The organism is Stutzerimonas stutzeri (genome assembly GCF_024448935.1).
GTDB lineage: Bacteria > Pseudomonadota > Gammaproteobacteria > Pseudomonadales > Pseudomonadaceae > Stutzerimonas > Stutzerimonas stutzeri_AO.
In genome coordinates this window covers 1-15437 of the sequence record NZ_JAMOIE010000013.1, presented here as the reverse complement: position 1 = coordinate 15437, position 15437 = coordinate 1, and the positions used below count along the sequence as shown (strand labels likewise).

Here is a 15437-nt window from a genome sequence, read left to right as displayed (position 1 = left end):
GGACACTGGAATGAAGCGCATGCCTGACAGACCTGAAACCTGGGCGTGGCTCGCCGCCCTGCTCGAGCAAAACTACCCGATCCTGTACGCCGCAGGCCTGGCCGCGGCTATCTCAGGGTCTCGCCTCATGCTCGGCGGCGGCTCGCTGCGGCGCATCTGCTGCGAGTCGCTGGTATGTGGGCTGATCACGCTCGCCGCCAGCCACGGGCTCAGCCTGTTCGGAATTCCACTGTCCGCCGCACCGTTTTTCGGCGGCATCATTGGCCTGGTCGGTGCCGAAGGCGTGCGCGCCGGCGCCAAGCGCGTGTTCGAGCGCAAGGCGGACCAGCTATGACCGTACTCCGTAACGGCTCGCGCGGCCTGGCCGTGCGTCAACTGCAAACCCAGCTCAACGGCCACGGCGCCGGCCTGTACGTGGATGGCGATTTCGGCGCCGCCACCGAAGCCGCCGTGCGCGCCTACCAACGCAAGGTCGGCCTGGTGGCCGATGGCGTGGCGGGGGCTAAAACCCTCGCCGCACTGGCCGGCGCCGACACCTCCCGCCTGCTCAAGCAAAAAGACCTGCGCGAGGCCGCCGAGCGTCTCGGCGTGCCGCTGGCCAGCGTCATGGCCGTCAACCAGGTCGAGAGCAGGGGCGCGGGCTTCGCCAGCAACGGCCGTCCGGTGATCCTCTTCGAGCGGCACGTCATGTTCGAGCGCCTGCAGGCCAACGGCCTGACCGAAGCCGAAGCCGACGCGCTGGCCGCCAAGTTTCCCGCCCTGGTCAACCGCCGCCCCGGTGGCTACGCCGGCGGCACCGTCGAGCATCAGCGCCTGGCCCAAGCCAAGCAGATCCACACCGCGTCGGCGCTGGAATCGGCCAGCTGGGGCCTGTTCCAGATCATGGGCTACCACTGGGCGCGCCTCGGCTACCTGGACGCACAGCACTTCGCCGACTGCATGCAGCTCAGCGAGGCCGCCCAGCTCGACGCCTTCGTCTGTTTCATCGAGACCGACCCGGCCTTGCACAAAGCCCTCAAGGCCCGCCACTGGAAGGCCTTCGCCAAGGGCTACAACGGCCCGGCCTACGCCAAAAACCTCTACGACGTCAAGCTCGCCCGCGCCTATGCCCAGTTCGCCGCCGAGCACGCCCAGGAGCAGGCCGCATGATCGACCTCGCACAGATCCGCCAGCACCGCCCCCAGGATGGCGACGTGTTCGAGCTGCCGGCGGACACGCCGCCAGCGCTGGCCGAGCAGTTCGCCGAGGCCCTGCACGTCGCGGTACCGGGCGTGCGCTGCCTGGTGCTGATCGGCGAGGTGCGCCAGCTGAACGAAAAGGCCATGAACCTCGCCGGCTGGTACCGCCGATGACCAGCGTCAAGGCCTGGCTCGTTGTCGCGGCCGCATTCATCGCCATGGCGGTTGCCCTCAACTACCAGGCCCAACGCATCGATGCCGAAACCGCCCGCGCGGATCTGGCCACCGAACGCCAGCAGCAAGCCGACCAGCGCAACGAGCGGCAGGCCGCCACCATCACCCGCCTCACCGGCGAGGTCGCCACCCAGCGTCTCGACCAGCAGGCCCTGCAAAAAACGCTCAGCGACCTGCACCAGGCCCGCGCCATCGACCAGCTCAACAAGAAGGAACGCCGCCGTGAAGACCCAACCCATGCGACTTGGGCTGCTCAGCCTCTGCCTGATGCTGCTCGCCGCCTGCACCACCGCCCCGCCATCACCGGAGCCGCAGGTTATCGTCAGTGGCTGTCCAGTCGTGCCGCGCTGCACGCTCAGCCCGGCAGCCCCGGCCAGTAACGGCGAGCTCAGCGACGACAGCGACTACCTCATGAGCGCCTGGGCCGAATGCGCCGCCCGGGTCGACCTGGTGGTGGACCACAACCAGCGCAGCGCCCAGCCATGAACAAACCCGAATCCCTGCGCGCCCACCTGGTGGCCGCCATCCCCGAACTCAAACGCAACCCCGACCGGCTGCTCACCTTCATCGACAACGGCAGCCTGCGCAGCACCGCCGCGCCGGGCCTGTCCTTCGAATACAGCTACACGCTCAACCTCATCCTCACCGACTACGCCGGCCATCCGGACGCCATCGCCATCCCGCTGTTTGCCTGGGTGCTGGTCAACCAGCGCGAACTGATGGAGAACCTTGAGAAGGGCAGGGACGCCATAAAATTCGAGGCCGACATCCTCGACAACAGCAAAGTGGACCTGGCCGTCACCCTGCCGCTCACCGAGCGCGTGATCGTCACGCGGCTGGATGACGGCACCCTGCAGGTCGACCACCCGCCAGAGCCCCCGCTCGACGAGTTCTCCCCGGCCGGGCCATGGCAATTGTTCGGCAACGGCGAACTGCTGGCCGAATGGGACAGCACCCAGGGCATGGGCACCGACATCGCCAGCCCGCACCCAGGCCCCAGCAATGGCTGACGACCTGAGCGCCCTCGAGGACTGGGCCGGCGCGCTGCTCAACCAGCTGCAGCCCGCCGAGCGCCGCAAAGTCACCAGTGCCATCGCCCGCGACCTGCGCCGCAGCCAGCAGCAGCGCATCGCCACCCAGAAAAACCCGGACGGCACCGCCTACGCCCCGCGCAAACCCCGCCAGCCGCTACGTGCCAAGGCCGGGCGCATCAAGCAGCGCAAGATGTTCGCCAAGCTGCGCACCGCCCGTTACCTGCGCCTGCAGAGCGATGCCTCGAACATCGCCCTCGGCTTCGCCGGCCGCGTGTCACGCATTGCCCGCATTCACCAGTACGGCCTACGCGACAAACCCGGTCGCCAAACGCCGGATACCCAATATGCCCGCCGCGAACTATTGGGCTTCAGCGCAGCGGACCTGGAACTGATCCGCGACCGGCTCGTTGAGCACCTGGTGCGCTGACCCTGTAACGGCAGCCGCTACACGGCCCAGCGAATGCGCAGCGCGCGCGCGACCGCCAGCATGGGGCCATGAACATTACCGACCTCATCCGCCGCCTCGACAACCTGATCCGCCTCGGCACCATCGCCGCGGTGGACCATCAGGCTGCGCGCTGCACGGTCACCACCGGCGGCCTCAGCGTCCCAAATCTGCCCTGGCTCGCCTTGCGCGCCGGCGCAAGCCTCGACTGGGATCCGCCCACCGTCGGCGAACAATGCATTCTCGTCGCGCCTAGCGGCGAACCGGCGCAGGGCGTCGCCCTGGTCGGGCTCTACTCGCAGCAACGTCCGGCCCCGGCGAACAGCGCCACCGTGCGCCGCCGGACCTACCCGGACGGCGCTGTGATCGATTACGACCACGCCAGCCACACGCTCACCGCCACCCTGCCAAGTGGAGGCAAGGCGCAGATCAACGCGCCCGGCGGCCTCAGCGTCCTCGGCGATGTCGATATCACCGGCACCGTGACCGTCAGCGAAGACGTGGTCGCATCCGGCATCAGCCTGGTCAACCACACCCACGGCGGCGTAGACACGGGCCCGGGCAGCACCGGAGCGCCGCAATGATCGGCATGTCGCGCACCACCGGCCGCGCCCTGAGCGACACCGCGCACCTGGCCCAATCGATCGGCGACATCCTCACCACCCCGCTCGGCTCGCGCGTCATGCGCCGCGAATACGGCAGCCTGCTGCCCGACCTGATCGACGCCCCACTCAACGACACCACCCGCCTGCAGGCCTACGCCGCCGTCGCCATCGCCCTCATGCGCTGGGAACCGCGCATCCGCCTGAGCCGCGTGAGCCTCGCCATTGAAAAAGGCGGCAGCGCCGTGCTCGACGTCGACGGCACCCGCGTCGACCGCAACGAACCGCTGAGCCTGCGCGTGCCGCTGCAACTGGGAGCCGCCACATGACCACCGCCATCGACCTCTCCCTGCTGCCGCCGCCAGACATCATCGAGCCACTGGATTACGAACAGATCCTCGCCGAGCGCAAGGCGCGGCTGCTGAGCCTTTATCCAGAGGCCGAGCAGGCCGCCATGGCCGCACTGCTCGAACTGGAATCAGAGCCGCTCACCAAACTGCTGCAGGAAAATGCCTACCGCGAACTGATCCTGCGTCAACGCATCAACGACGCCGCGCGCGCCTGCATGCTGGCGTATGCAACAGGGGCGGACCTGGACAACCTGGCCGCCAACCTCGAGACGGCGCGCCTGCCTGGTGAGTCGGATTCGCGCCTGCGCGCGCGCGCCCAACTGGCGCCGGAAGGCACCACCGGCGCCGGGCCCCGGCTGGCCTACCGCTACCACGCGCTCGGCGCCTCGGTCGACGTCCGCGACGTGTACATCGATAGCCCCGTCCCAGGAACGGTCCGCGTCACCCTGCTGGCTGAACCGTCAGCCGCGCACCCCTCAGGCGTGCCCTCGATGGCCCTGCTGGCCGCCGTCGCCGAGGCACTCAACGCCGATCACGTCCGGCCCATCTGCGACGACGTCACCGCGGCGCCCGCCACCGTCGTCACCTTCAGCGTCCAGGCCAGCCTCGCCACGTTGCCCGGGCCGGACAGAGCGCTAGTGCGTGCCGCCGCGCTCGCCGCCTGCCAGCAGTACGTTGCGAGCCAATTTCGACTCGGCCACGACATAACCGTTTCCGGGCTCCATGCCGCGCTGCATCAGCCCGGCGTCATGCGCGTGGACCTGCTGCAGCCTGCCGCCTCGCTCGTGATCGGCCCGCAACAGGCGGCGCTGTGCACAGGTATCGATGTGCAACTGGGGGAGGTGGATACATGAGCCTGCTACCGCCAAACGGCACGCCACTGGAGCGCGCCATCAGCGATGCAGTGCGCCCAGATCTGCCTGTCGAGCTGGGCCGCCTCTGGAATCCATGGCGCTGCCCAGAGCACCTGCTGCCCTACCTGGCCTGGGCGCTGCACCTGGGCGAGACCGAGGGCTGGGCGCTGGCCGTCAGCACGGACCAGCAGCGCGCACTGATCGCCCGGTCAATTGCCCTGCATCGCCGCAAAGGCACCCCCTGGAGCATCCGTGAGGCCATGAAGATGGGCGGCTTCAACGACCTGGAGCTGCACGAGCGCCTGCCTGTTGCCCGCTACGACGCGGCCATCGCCTACACCGGCGCCGACACCTACAGCGCGTACGGCTGGGCGCAGTTCCGGGCGGTCGCCGATGTTGGCGACTCGCAGGGCATCAGCGGGGCGCAGACCCGGCGAATCATCGACATCATCGAAGAGTTCAAACCGCAGCGCAGTCACCTGGTGGGCCTGCAGTACCGCGCGAGCACCTCTGATCAGGTGGCCAGCGCCGATCGTCCGCTGACCGCCGGGCAATTGACCGCAGATGACACGCTAGCCTGGGGCCGTTATCGCTACGACGGCAGCGTGCGGCACGACCAAGGCACGCTGCATCACCATGACGGCGCGTTGCGCCATGACGGCACGGCCAATCACCGCGGCTACTCGGCGGCCGGCATCCGCTACGACTCGGCGCGCGAGGATGCCCGCGCGTCGGGCACCCTAACGATCAGCGACCGCCAATCGCGCGGCCCCCTCTACGATGCCGGCGCCCGTTACGACAGCCACCTCGACCATGGCCACAGCGCCCCCGTCGCCGAGGATCTGCCGCTCGCCATGCTGGCGGCGCATGTCGCTACCGACCGCATCGCCAGCGCCGACGATGCAGTCGCTTCGGCCGCCGTGCAGCAGGCCGACGCCTACCCCTGGGGTCGCCATCGCCATGACGGCGCCCTCGCCTATGACCAGGGCCGCGCGGCCCGCTACGACGGCACTGCCGCGCATGACGCCAGCCTCGCCTACGCCGGCAGCATCGCCTCGGGCGCACGTTATGACGCCGAGATCGAGCGCTGCCCCATAGCCGGCAGCATCGCCTGGGCAGACCGCCAATCGCGCGGCCCCCTCTACGATGCCGGCGCCCGTTACGACGGCCACCTCGACCATGGCCACAGCGCCCCAGTCGCCGAGGATCTGCCGATGCCGATCACCATCACCCGTCTGCGCCGCTATAACGGCCGGCGGCCGTTTGCCGCGCACCGCACCTACGACGGCGCTCAGCGCTTCGCGGGTGCCGAGCACTACCTCGGCGCCGCCACCTATGCCGGCGACACCCATTACCAAACGGAGGCCGCATGAATCTCACCGACACCCAGCCGCTACGCGGCGACTTCTGCCTGCAGGTCTGGCGCAACACGCCGCACGGCCCGCAGCTCATTGAGCAAATCGACGAGCGAAACATGATCGTGAACGGCGCCAAGAGCCAGCTGGCTCGGCTGATCGGCGGCGACCCGGCGAATCGGCACATCAACCGCATCGGTTTCGGCGTAGGCCTCTCGCCGGCCTCACCGCAAGACAGCGCCCTGACCGGCGCCCACATCAAGCCGCTGAGCGCCACCGCGTACCCGCAGCCGGGGCATGTGCGCTTCGACTGGTCGCTGTCCGCGGGCGAAGCCAACGGCCGGGCCATCACCGAGTTCGGGCTGATCTGCGCGGACGGCACGCTGTTCGCCCGCAAGTCGCGCGCACCCATTGAAAAAGATGCCGACCTGTCGCTGACGGGCTCGTGGACCATCCTGTTCTGAAAAGAGGAGCCCTTATGGCCAACGTAAACGAAACATCGCAGTGGGAATCTGGCGTTTACCAGATCGAAACGACAGACCCCGTGCTCGGCGGCGCCAACGGCATCGCCAACGTGCAGGCCCGGCAACTGGCCAACCGCACCGCCTACCTCAAGGCGCGCGCCGATCTGGTGGACCAGGCCAAAGGCGCCACGCCGAGCCTGCCGGCCCGGCTGGTGAAAATAGAGAGCGACCTGGCGCAGGTGGACGTCGACTCCCAGGACACCCTGGCCGTCTCGACCATGTACGCGCTGGAGCAGGCGGCTGTCGCTAACCGCTCGGTGCGTGCGCTCAAGCAGCAGATCCAGCAGGAGGGGGAGTTGCTGCTGGAGAACCGCGGCATCGTCCGCGGTTGCACGGCCACCAAATCCACCGTCGCGGCGCGCAACCTGAACCTCGCGGCGGGCGTGTGTTTTGCCAGGGGTCGGGCCTTCTCCGTCAACAGCGGCGAGAACGTCGCCTCGGTGCCGAGCAACATCGGCAGCGGCAGCGCCACCGTGCAGGCCTACCTGTTCAACTCCGCCGCGGGCTGGCGCATGGCCATTACCGCCATCGGGGAAGCGCTGCCGGCCGGTGCGATCCGCCTGTACAGCATCACCATTCCGGCAGGTAACACCGACGCCACCGACCCCAACCTGACCAATGTGACGCTGACCAGCGTGCGCCGCGTCGAGGCGGGTTTCCCGATCTATCTGGACAGCCCGGCGACCCGTTTCGTGCCGATCAACACGCTGTCGGCCAACGACTACCGCCTCGATCTCGACGTGGTCAGCGCGGTTGGCGCGCCGTGCGACAACGAGGCGGTCAACATCACCAGCCGCGCCACCAACGGTTTCACCCTCGAACTGGCGTCCGCCGCCGATGACATCCGCCTGCGCTACCGCGTCAGCAAACTGAACAACTAAGGAGCCGCACCCATGCCTCAGATCAACCTGATTCAGCCCGGCCAGCCGGTCGCGGACTTCGCCGTCAGCGGCACGTCCATCACCGTCGCCGGCGTGGTCGTCGATGCCGTCGCGCACCAGGGCGACTCGACCGAGACCGTCGAAATCCGCCAGAACGGCGCAACCGCGCAGATCGGCGGTGCCGGCGCGTACCTGGCCCACATCGCCATCCCGCCCGCGCAGTACAGCGCGCCGCTGGTAGACGATGAAACCGGCGACGAGCTGATGCCCGCCGAGCGCCTGCCGCTGGACCCCAACACCCTCGTCATCACCCTGTGGCCCACCGCCTAACCGAAAGGAAGCCTGCACATGCCAACTATTCACATCAAAGACGACCTGCGCGCCTCCGTCGAGGCCGCCTCCGGTGGCCGCCAGACCGTGCTGCGCACCGCCAAGGGTCAGCCGACCTATATGAACGTCATCCCCGCGTTCAACCTGCAGGACGTCGCCGACGCCTCTGCTGACCTGGGTACCGGCATTCACCCGGCATTCATCGTCAACGGCGCGCAGAAGAGCGAACTGTTCCTCGGCAGCTACGCCGGCATCATCAAAAATGGCGAGCTGCTGAGCCTGCCCGGCGTTGATCCTGCGCGCAGCACAAACTTCGACAGCTTCAACAGCACCGTCCGCGCCAACGGCGCCGGCTGGCACATTATGACCAACGCCGAATGGGCCGCGCTGCAGCTGTGGTGCCACAAAAACGGCTTCACGCCGCGCGGCAACACCAACTACGGCCTCAGCTCCGATTCAACCTTCGAGACCGCCCGCCGCGTCGATGGCGGCAGCCCTGGCGCGTCATCCGGCGATGGCTGCGTGCTGACTGGCTCCGGCCCGGCATCGTGGCGCCATGACAACAGCTCGGCCGGCGTGTCCGATCTGGTTGGCAACGTGTGGGAATGGCAGGGCGGTCTGCGCCTGGTTGACGGCGAAATCCAGATCATCCCGAACAACGATGCGGCATTCGCTGATCTGTCCTCCGGCTCCACCGCTTGGAAGGCGATTCGCCTGAGCGACGGCGCCCTGGTTGCACCTGGTACCGCCGGCACAGCGAAGTTCGACTCGCCGACCGCGACCACCACCGGCAACGGCGGCACGCCGATCCTGAGCGACACCATCGTCAACCGCAACGGCACCGCCGGTGATAGCAGCAACGCCGCGGGCAGCATGAGCGGGGTATTCAACTCCCTCACAACTGCGGCTGGCGTCACCGTGCCGTCCATCCTGCGTGCCCTGGGGCTGTTCCGGCATGCCGATATCGCCGACAGCGACACCATCTATATGCGCAACTACGGCGAGCGCCTGCCGCTCCGTGGTGGCGGCTGGGACAGCGGCTCCGGTGCCGGGTTGCGCTATCTCGGCCTGTTCAACCCGCGCTCGAGCGTCGGCAGCAACTTCGGCGCCCGGCCCGCTTTTGTGCTCTGACAATCTGCCTAATGGCAATCTGCGGGGCGCGCGATAGCGCGCTCTGCCTTTAAGGAGCTTCTGTGTCGCATGCCGATCTACTGATTCGCCAGCGCTGTGAAGAAATGATCCAGTACGCCTATGTCACCATTCGACACTTCCCAAAGTTCGAACGGCATGTGCTAGGAGCGGAAATACGGGAAACCGTGTGGAAGTTGCTCCGCATGATCATCATCTGCAACAAGCGCTATCACAAGAAAACCACTCTCACCGATCTTGACGCAGAGCTTGATGTTCTTCGGTCACAAGTACGCACGGCTTTCAGCCTGCAATATATTGACCTTAAGAAATATGAGCATTGGGCCAGAATGAATGATGAGCTGGGGCGAATGATCGGCGGCTGGATGAAATCGCAACAGGGCTAATGCGTTAACTCGCCTGCCGTTTCGTGGTGGCAATTGGAACAACGGTGCCAATGCCGGGTTGCGCTATCTCAACTTGAACAACCCTCGCTCGAACGCGAACAGCAACATCGGCGCCCGTCCCGCTCTTGTGTTAAGTCCGAAACCAGTCGCTTACGGGCTGCTGGGCAGTACACACACAAAAGGACGCACTAGCCTCGGTGAAAACCGAAACATCAACAGGCCGGCCCCAGCCAGTAACGGAATTGAACGCTGGGCCGACCGCACTATCTCTCAGAGTGGAACTACTGCCGACCGGCTAAGGAACAGCCATGCCTACCAGCTATGGCGGTTTGTACGAACAGATTTACAGCTTCGCGAACCTGTACGACGCCTGGACAAAGGCACGCAAAGGCAAGCGCCTCAACCGCGAAGTGCTGCGTTTCGAAATGGACCTGGAAGGCAACCTGATCGCGCTGCAGAACGAACTGATCTGGCAGTGCTACAGCCCCGGCGCCTACCGCTACTTCACCGTTCTGTCACCCAAGCCCCGGCAAATCGCCGCGCTGCCGTTCCGCGACCGCGTGCTGCAGCATGCCATCAACAACATCATCGAGCCCATTTTCGAGGCACGCTTCATCGCCGACAGCTACGCCTGCAGGGCGGGGCGCGGCACCCATGCCTGCGCCGATCGTGTTGAGCACTACCTGCGCGCGACCCAGCGCGGCCACGGCCGCGTCTACGCGCTGAAGGCCGATATCGCGAAATACTTCGCCAGCATTCACCGGCCCACCATCCTGCATATCCTCGCGCGCAACATCGCCTGCGCGCGCACGCTTGATCTGATCCGCACCGTTATTTACGCCGATGGCGCCGATACTGATTACGGTATTCCGATTGGCAACCTGACAAGCCAGTTGATGGCCAATATCTACCTGCACCAACTGGACGTCGAAGTTAAGCAGAACATGCAGGTCAAGCAGTACATTCGCTACATGGATGACTTTTGCATCATCCACCACGACAAGAACTACCTGCACTCTGCGCGCGCACATATAGAAGACTGGCTGCAAGAGAACCTGCAGCTACGAACAAACCACAAGACGCAAGTAACACCAGTCGCAAACAAAAACGGACTGGCGCTCGACTTCGTGGGTTATCGCATATACCCGACCCATCGCCGCCTTCGTCGCGACAGCATCAAGCGGATAAAGACCAGCTTGAAACGACTACAGCGCCATTACGCTGAAGGCCGCATAGATCACGAACATATACGCCCGGTCGTGCATAGCTGGATTGCCCATGCCAGCCATGCGGACACCCTTGGCCTGCGCGAGAAGATCTTGTCCGAGTTCCGCTTTTCGAAGGGCGCCGGCCATGCCTGACCGCCCGCCCGGCAGCGGCCATCGCCGCGGCGGGCTTCGGCGTGCTGTAGCGCCACCCCTTACACGGCCCGCACGGTGCGGTCGCGCCGCGCGCGCGTCACGATCAAGGCTCACTGATCTGGCACTTGCCCCAGGAGCCTTTTACCCATGGCCACCGATTACCATCACGGCGTGCGCGTCGTCGAAATCAACGAGGGCACGCGCCCGATCCGCACCGTGGCCACCGCCGTGGTCGGCATGGTCTGCACCGCATCCGATGCCGATGCGGTCACGTTCCCGCTGAACAAACCCGTGCTGCTCACTGACGTGCTCACCGCCTCCGGTTCCGCCGGCGAGCAGGGCACCCTGGCCCGCAGCCTCGATGCCATCGCCGACCAGGCCTCGCCCGTCACCGTCGTGGTGCGCGTGGAAGAAGGCATCGACGAAGCCGCCACAACCAGCAACCTCATCGGCGGCGTAAGCCCCGCCGGCGAATACCTGGGCATGAAGGCGCTGCTCGCCGCCGAGGCCCAGCTGGGCGTGCGCCCGCGCATTCTCGGCGTGCCGGGGCTCGACTCGCTGCCGGTCACCGCCGAGCTGGTCAGCATTGCCGAGCAGCTGCGCGGCTTCGCCTACGCCAACGCCTACGGCTGCGAGACCGTATCCGAGGCCCTGGCCTACCGCGCCGGTTTCGGCGCCCGTGAGCTGATGCTCATCTGGCCGGACTTCGTCTCCTGGGACACCGTGGCGAACGCCAACGCGCCGGCCAGCGCCATCGCCCGCGCCCTGGGCCTGCGCGCCAAGCTGGACGAGCAGATCGGCTGGCACAAGACGCTCTCCAACGTGCCGGTCAACGGCGTCACCGGCCTCTCGAAAGACATCTACTTCGACCTGCAGAATCCGGCCACCGATGCCGGCCTGCTCAACGCCGACGAGGTCACCACCCTGATCCGCCGTGACGGCTTCCGCTTCTGGGGCAGTCGCACCACCAGCGCCGACCCGCTGTTCGCCTTCGAGAACTACACCCGCACCGCCCAGGTACTGGCCGACACCATGGCCGAGGCGCACTTCTGGGCGGTGGACAAACCGATGCACGCGAGCCTCGTGCGCGACATCGTCGAAGGCATCAACGCCAAGTTCCGCGAGCTGATCCGCAACGGCTACCTGATCGGCGGCGAGTGCTGGTACGACGAGGCCGCCAACGACAAGGACACCCTCAAGGCCGGCAAGCTGTATCTCGACTACGACTACACGCCCGTGCCGCCGCTGGAAAATCTGATGCTGCGCCAGCGCATCACCGACCGCTACCTGGTCGACTTCGCCAACCGCGTCAACGCCTAACCCCATACACCTGCGCGGCCCCGGCCGCGCCGTAGGAGCGCCCAGCCATGGCCCTGCCCAAGAAACTCAAGCACATGAACCTGTTCAACGACGGCAACAGCTACGTTGGCCAGTGCAAGTCCGTCACCCTGCCCATCCTCAGCCGCAAGCTGGAAGCCTGGCGCGGCGCCGGCATGGACGGCCCCGTCAAGGTCGACATGGGCCATTCCGACGATGGCATCCAGCTCGAATGGACCCTCGGCGGCTGGGACCTGACCGTCCTGCGCCAGTTCGGCGCCGTGCAGGCGGACGGCGTGATGCTGCGCTGGGCCGGCTCCGTGCAGCAGGACGACACCGGCGCGGTCACCGCCGTCGAAGTAGTGGTCCGCGGCCGGCATGAAGAAATCGACTTCGGCGATGCCGAGCCCGGTGAAGACACCGAGCATTCCTTCACCACCACCTGCAGCTACTACAAGCTCAGCGTGGACGGCAACGTCGAGATCGAAATCGACCTGCTCAACTACGTCTTCATCGTCAACGGCGACGACCGCCTCGCCGAACACCGCAAGGCCATCGGCCTGTAAGCCCGGCGCCCGGCGCACGCGCCGGCGCTCCTGACTCAATCCAAGGAGCAACCCCATGAGCAAGCCAACCCAAAGCGACCCCATCGTCCTCGAGCAGCCGATCCAGCGCGGCGAGAAGAACAGCATCACCGAAATCACCCTGCGCAAGCCGGCTGCCGGCGAGCTGCGCGGCCTCAAGCTGGCCGACCTGATCAACGGCGACGTCAACGCCACCATTCGCCTGGTGCCGCGCATCAGCCAGCCGACCCTTACCGAGCAGGAAGTCGCCGCCCTGGACGTGGCCGATCTGCTGGGCTGCGCGGATGCCATCGCGGGTTTTTTGCAGAAGACGGCCGGCTCCCTCGAAGCGTAGACGAGGCCATGGCCGACATCGCCCTGGTGTTCCACTGGGGGCCGGAGCAGATGAACGCCATGCCGCTGGATGAACTGATGGACTGGCGCGAGCGCGCCATCGAACGATGGGAGCGCACGCATGGCGCGTGATCTGAACCTCAAGGTCAACCTGAAAGCGCTGGACAACGCCACGCGGCCGCTGCGCACCATTGCCAGCGGCGCCACCAGCCTGGGCCGTGCACTCAAGGACACCCGCGGCGAGCTCAAGGGCCTGCAGGCCCTGCAGAAGGACATCAGTTCATTCCGTAACCTCAAGGGCGCTGCTGACCAAACCGGCAGCGCCATGCAGGCCAACCGCGAGCGCGTCAAGGCGCTCTCGCGCGAAATGGCCAGCACTGCCACGCCCACCCGAGCGCTGACGCGAGAATTTCAGAGCGCGGTCCGCCAGGGCCACGCCCTCAAGCAAAAGCACAGCGAACAACAGCGCGAGCTCCAGGGCCTGCGCGGCAAGCTGGGCGAGGCGGGCATCAGCACCCACAACCTCGGCCAGCATGAGCGCGAGCTGCGCCAGCGCGTAGAGGGCACCAACAAGACGCTGGCTCAGCAGGAGCAGCGGTTAAAGCAGCTCACCACCCAGCAGAAACGCCTCGGCCAGGCCAAGGCGCAGTACGAGCGCACCCAGCAGCTGGCCGGCAGCATGGCCGCCACCGGCGCCGGTGGGCTGGCCACAGGCAGCGGCATCCTCTACGCCGGTGCGCGGTTGATGGCGCCTGGGCTCGAGTTCGACGCCGCCATGAGCAAGGTCCAGTCGCTGACCCGCCTCGATGCCGCATCCGAAGACATGGCGGCGCTGCGCGAGCAGGCCCGCCAGCTGGGTGCCAACACCCAATTCACCGCGGGGCAGGCGGCTGAGGCCCAGGGCTTCCTGGCCATGGCCGGCTTCAAGGCGCAATCCATCCAGGCGGCGATGCCCGGCATGCTGGATCTGGCCAAAGCCGGCGACAGTGGCTTGGCTGAAACGGCGGACATCGCCTCCAACATCCTCACCGGCTTCAATCTGGAAGCGAGCGAAACCGCGCGCCTGGGTGACGTCCTGGTCGGCACCTTTACCCGCTCCAACGTCAACCTGCAGATGCTCGGTGAGACGATGAAGTACGCCGCGCCCGTTGCCGCCTCAGTAGGGCAGGACATCGAGACCGTCGCCGCCATGGCGGGCAAGCTGGGCGATGCGGGCATTCAGGGCAGCATGGGCGGCACCGCGCTTCGGTCGATCCTCAACCGCCTGAGCGCACCGCCGAAATCAGCGGCCGAAGCACTGGACCAGCTCGGCATCAGCGCCGTGGACGCCCAGGGCAACCTGCGTGACCTGCCCACCGTGCTGCAGGAGATCTACAAGACAACCAAGCACATGGGCGACGCCGACCGCGCCGGCCTACTCAAGGCCATCGCCGGCGAAGAGGCCGTGGCGGGCCTGCAGGTGCTGGTCAAGCAAGCCGGCAGCGGCGCGCTGCAGGAGTTCGTCAGCACCCTCAAAGCCACCGAGGGCGAAGCCAGCGCCACGGCCAAGACCATGGCCGACAACCTGCGCGGCGACCTCTCCGCCATGGGCAGCGCCTGGGAAGACCTGGGCATCCAACTGCAGGAACAGCAGAACGGCCCCATGCGCGAGATCACCCAGACGCTCACCGGCATCATCGGCGGCGTGAAGGGCTGGATCGCCGAGAACCCCAAGCTCGCCGCCAACATCGTCAAAACAGCAGCAGGCGTGGCCATCCTCATGGCCGGCATGGGCGGGCTCACCCTGGCGATCGCCAGCATCCTCGGCCCGTTCGCCATGGTGCGTTACGGCATGACGCTGTTCGGCATCAAGGGCCTGGGCATGACCACCACGCTGATGAACCTGGGCAAGACCGCGTTGCCGTTGGTGGGTAAGGGGCTTTTGTTCATCGGTCGGGCGCTGCTGATGAACCCCATCGGCCTGGCGATCACCGCGATCGCTGGCGGCGCCTATCTGATCTACCGCAACTGGGAACCGATCAAGACGTTTTTCCTCGGCATCTGGTCGGAGATCCGCGAGGGCGTGTCCGGTGGCCTGGCCGGCATCGGCGCGTTGCTGCTCAATTTCAGCCCGCTGGGCTTGCTCTACCGCGCCTTCGCCGGCGTGATGAGCTACTTCGGCGTGGACCTGCCGAACAAATTCAGCGAGTTCGGCAGCAACATGATCCAGGGGCTGATCAGCGGCGTCACGGGCATGTTTCCCAAGCTCACCTCCGCCATATCCGGCGCCGCTGACAGCGTGGTCAGCACCTTCAAGAGCCTGCTCGGCATCCATTCCCCGTCGCGCGTGTTCGCCGGGCTTGGTGGTGACACCATGGCCGGCCTCGAGCAGGGCCTTCAGGCGGGCGAGGGCGGGCCGCTCAAGCAGGTGACCGCCGCCGCCAAGCGCCTCGCCGCCGCCGGGGCTGTAGCCCTGGGGATCAGCGCCGCGCCCTTAGCACTGGCCGCGCAACCCGATACGCCCGTAGTTGCGCCGGCCAG

The 15437-nt window shown here is 66.6% G+C and carries 21 protein-coding genes; all 21 read left to right on the top strand.

Translation table 11 applies throughout. The annotated features are described in order from the left end of the window. The first annotated feature begins 10 nt into the window (after positions 1 to 10). Positions 11 to 334 (top strand): phage holin, lambda family, encoded by a 324-nt coding sequence (locus tag NA637_RS05800; protein WP_256071384.1) that lies wholly within the window; start codon positions 11 to 13, stop codon positions 332 to 334. After that, positions 331 to 1149: an N-acetylmuramidase domain-containing protein gene (locus tag NA637_RS05795; protein WP_256071383.1), complete on the top strand. Its 819-nt coding sequence runs from the start codon at positions 331 to 333 to the stop codon at positions 1147 to 1149. The genes NA637_RS05800 and NA637_RS05795 overlap by 4 nt, the downstream gene beginning before the upstream one ends. After that, positions 1146 to 1352: a hypothetical protein gene (locus NA637_RS05790; protein ID WP_256071382.1), complete on the top strand. Its 207-nt coding sequence runs from the start codon at positions 1146 to 1148 to the stop codon at positions 1350 to 1352. The genes NA637_RS05795 and NA637_RS05790 overlap by 4 nt, the downstream gene beginning before the upstream one ends. Positions 1353 to 1634: 282 nt before the next feature. Beyond that, positions 1635 to 1898 carry an Rz1-like lysis system protein LysC gene (gene lysC / locus NA637_RS05780; RefSeq protein ID WP_336605492.1) on the top strand — a complete coding sequence of 88 codons (264 nt, stop codon included), beginning with the start codon at positions 1635 to 1637 and terminating at the stop codon, positions 1896 to 1898. After that, positions 1895 to 2422, top strand: coding sequence for a phage tail protein (locus tag NA637_RS05775; RefSeq protein ID WP_256071380.1), 528 nt, complete (start codon positions 1895 to 1897; stop codon positions 2420 to 2422). Before lysC ends, NA637_RS05775 begins: the two co-directional genes overlap by 4 nt. Further along, complete coding sequence (locus tag NA637_RS05770; protein WP_256071379.1) at positions 2415 to 2873, top strand: phage virion morphogenesis protein; 459 nt, start codon at positions 2415 to 2417, stop codon at positions 2871 to 2873. Before NA637_RS05775 ends, NA637_RS05770 begins: the two co-directional genes overlap by 8 nt. Positions 2874 to 2941: 68 nt before the next feature. Next, a complete protein-coding gene (locus NA637_RS05765; protein WP_256071378.1) occupies positions 2942 to 3475 on the top strand; it encodes a phage baseplate assembly protein V in 534 nt (177 codons plus the stop codon). Beyond that, positions 3472 to 3822 (top strand): GPW/gp25 family protein, encoded by a 351-nt coding sequence (locus NA637_RS05760; protein ID WP_256071377.1) that lies wholly within the window; start codon positions 3472 to 3474, stop codon positions 3820 to 3822. The genes NA637_RS05765 and NA637_RS05760 overlap by 4 nt, the downstream gene beginning before the upstream one ends. Continuing rightward, positions 3819 to 4697, top strand: a complete 879-nt coding sequence (locus NA637_RS05755) for a baseplate assembly protein (RefSeq protein ID WP_256071376.1) — start codon at positions 3819 to 3821, stop codon at positions 4695 to 4697. Before NA637_RS05760 ends, NA637_RS05755 begins: the two co-directional genes overlap by 4 nt. After that, positions 4655 to 6070 (top strand): phage tail protein I, encoded by a 1416-nt coding sequence (locus NA637_RS05750; protein ID WP_256071375.1) that lies wholly within the window; start codon positions 4655 to 4657, stop codon positions 6068 to 6070. The genes NA637_RS05755 and NA637_RS05750 overlap by 43 nt, the downstream gene beginning before the upstream one ends. Further along, entirely contained in the window at positions 6067 to 6516 is a 450-nt protein-coding gene (locus NA637_RS05745) for a hypothetical protein (RefSeq protein ID WP_256071374.1), read from the top strand. The genes NA637_RS05750 and NA637_RS05745 overlap by 4 nt, the downstream gene beginning before the upstream one ends. A gap of 14 nt (positions 6517 to 6530) precedes the next feature. After that, a complete protein-coding gene (locus tag NA637_RS05740) occupies positions 6531 to 7457 on the top strand; it encodes a hypothetical protein (RefSeq protein WP_256071373.1) in 927 nt (308 codons plus the stop codon). Between the two features lie 12 nt (positions 7458 to 7469). Beyond that, positions 7470 to 7787 (top strand): hypothetical protein, encoded by a 318-nt coding sequence (locus NA637_RS05735; RefSeq protein WP_256071372.1) that lies wholly within the window; start codon positions 7470 to 7472, stop codon positions 7785 to 7787. Positions 7788 to 7805: 18 nt separating this feature from the next. Then, a complete protein-coding gene (locus tag NA637_RS05730) occupies positions 7806 to 8918 on the top strand; it encodes a hypothetical protein (protein WP_256071371.1) in 1113 nt (370 codons plus the stop codon). 62 nt (positions 8919 to 8980) lie between these two features. After that, positions 8981 to 9322 carry a diversity-generating retroelement protein Avd gene (gene avd, locus NA637_RS05725; protein ID WP_256071370.1) on the top strand — a complete coding sequence of 114 codons (342 nt, stop codon included), beginning with the start codon at positions 8981 to 8983 and terminating at the stop codon, positions 9320 to 9322. Positions 9323 to 9630: 308 nt separating this feature from the next. Continuing rightward, complete coding sequence (locus NA637_RS05720) at positions 9631 to 10683, top strand: reverse transcriptase/maturase family protein (RefSeq protein WP_256071369.1); 1053 nt, start codon at positions 9631 to 9633, stop codon at positions 10681 to 10683. A 147-nt stretch (positions 10684 to 10830) separates the two neighbouring features. After that, positions 10831 to 12003, top strand: coding sequence for a phage tail sheath protein (locus NA637_RS05715; RefSeq protein WP_256071368.1), 1173 nt, complete (start codon positions 10831 to 10833; stop codon positions 12001 to 12003). A 47-nt stretch (positions 12004 to 12050) separates the two neighbouring features. Next, entirely contained in the window at positions 12051 to 12566 is a 516-nt protein-coding gene (locus NA637_RS05710; RefSeq protein ID WP_256071367.1) for a phage major tail tube protein, read from the top strand. A 55-nt stretch (positions 12567 to 12621) separates the two neighbouring features. Then, positions 12622 to 12918, top strand: a complete 297-nt coding sequence (locus NA637_RS05705; protein ID WP_256071366.1) for a phage tail assembly protein — start codon at positions 12622 to 12624, stop codon at positions 12916 to 12918. Positions 12919 to 12926: 8 nt separating this feature from the next. Continuing rightward, positions 12927 to 13049, top strand: coding sequence for a GpE family phage tail protein (locus NA637_RS05700; protein WP_256071365.1), 123 nt, complete (start codon positions 12927 to 12929; stop codon positions 13047 to 13049). Beyond that, on the top strand, positions 13039 to 15437 hold a 2399-nt coding region (locus tag NA637_RS05695), incomplete at its 3' end, for a phage tail tape measure protein (RefSeq protein WP_256071364.1). The genes NA637_RS05700 and NA637_RS05695, both read left to right, overlap by 11 nt.